Annotated in this window: 1 protein-coding gene; it reads left to right on the top strand. The window is 43.0% G+C overall.

The annotated features are described in order from the left end of the window. Positions 1–1,140: 1,140 nt before the first annotated feature. Complete coding sequence (locus ACM0OZ_RS48620) at positions 1,141–1,710, top strand: PEP-CTERM sorting domain-containing protein (RefSeq protein ID WP_414590118.1); 570 nt, start codon at positions 1,141–1,143, stop codon at positions 1,708–1,710. Positions 1,711–1,835 lie beyond the last annotated feature (125 nt).

Genomic DNA, 1,835 nt, shown 5'->3' with positions numbered 1-1,835 from the left:
TTAGGCTTTAATCTCGTTGCTCAATCTACGGCGACGGAATGTGTTTCTTAAGAGATAAGCCACAAATGTAAACCACCAAGGTGTTGCACTAGCGCCAGCTAAAACGCTTGTAACCTATGTCCTGTAGGCTTTTGAGGGTGTTGCATTGGTTAGTGGTGCTTTTGGCAGCTAGCCGCATTTGTGGGGCTTTTGTAGTACTTTAGTTAGCCGAAGTTCGGTTCTAGGGACGCACTGTCCACGCACTTTGTCTGGAAGAAAGCGGAACCTTTCTCCGTTGACTCGGCTTGCGACACGGGTATTTGTGTTGTTAATAAGGTTCCGCTTTCTTTTACAGAGACCTCGACCCCTAAAAATGTGGCAGCCTTGTATTTGTTAATCTATCGGTACCCACGAGTATTCGTTGTTTGAAGGCTGCCACATTTTTTCGTGTAAGACCCCGTGATATGACCAGTTGTAACTCAGTGGTGATAGGAGCGCGAGCACTCTCGTGTTTTTTAGAAAAGTCGTGAACAGCGATCGGTCAACAACTGGGTATAACAGGACTTAAATGCTCAAAGATGATAACTAGCTAAATGTCGATAACTGTCTAGTGCTTTTGCGATCAATATTGCTTTAAGTTTCTCTACGCTAGCTATGTCTAGCTTATAACTAGTGTAATGATGAGATTGATGCTAGCATTGCGTCACCTCCTGCGTTTATTCAACTAGACATGTACTAGATAATAACTAGCCAAGTGGAGATAACTGTCTAGTGCTTTTGCGATCAGTATTGCTTTAAGTTTCTCTACACTAGCTATGTCTAGCTTATAACTAGTGTAATGATGAGATTGATGCTACTCCCGAACCGCCAGAAGAATACCTATTTTTGAACCGTACAAGGCGCGAATTTGTGGTGTGGATGTTCCTCGCGCAACACCATGTTAATCCATAAATCTCCCACAACCTGATAGAGGAAGCGGATAATGATGAGGGGATACCGTGCTAGCAGAAGAACAAAGTCAATATTAAAAGCGAAAGCTTTACATAATTTTTGTCTGAGTACTAGTTGTGTAATTCTTACATAAACTTCTCAGAAAATATATCAATTGTATGAAGATAAGCCCTAAACTCTGATTGTCAAATTGTAGTTCTAATCAGGAGCATGAAAACCAAAAGGTTCGCACTCTCGACTATTGCGGCATTAGCTACCTTGGCTGGCACCGCAGCAAATGCACAAGCAGTCTCGCTCGTCAATCAAGCCTTAGACGTTTTCTCCTCGCCTCCACCTGGTGAACCAGTTTTCACTTTCACAGAGCTAGAAGTTACGTCAATACCATATCTTAGTCCTACTCTCACGACAGGATCTGGAACTACAGTTAGCATTAACAATAACCTGAACAACTTGGATGTTTCTGTCGGTGATATTGCGTATCGTCTGTTAAGTCCAGATGCTCAGTTTGGCACTGTTACTTCAAACCTTTACACGGTCACGCTATCTGAGAACAACAAAGTTGCAACATTCACAGGCGCGGGCGTCAACCCTGGTGAAGTGTTTCGCATTGAGCGCTCAGTCAGCGATGGATTGCCTGTCGATTTTACTGGGGAATTTTTTAGCGCCAATAAAACAAACACAGCTACAGTTCCCGAACCGACTACAATTGCAGGTCTAACACTTATAGGTGTCCTTGCTTCCTACCTCCTAGGACGCAAACAGCAAGTGCAAAGTAAATAACCCGGCGTTGCGTTATTGGGGTAACTGCACATATAGGTGAAATGTCAATTAAGGATTTTCTCTTAAGACTTGGAGTTTAGACTAGTTCGCGGTGCGAAACGGTAGAAGAAATGAACTAAAAACTT

This window comes from Scytonema sp. PCC 10023, assembly GCF_963920835.1.
Taxonomy (GTDB): Bacteria; Cyanobacteriota; Cyanobacteriia; order Cyanobacteriales; family Nostocaceae; genus Kalymmatonema.
This window is presented reverse-complemented; position numbering and strand designations above follow the sequence as displayed.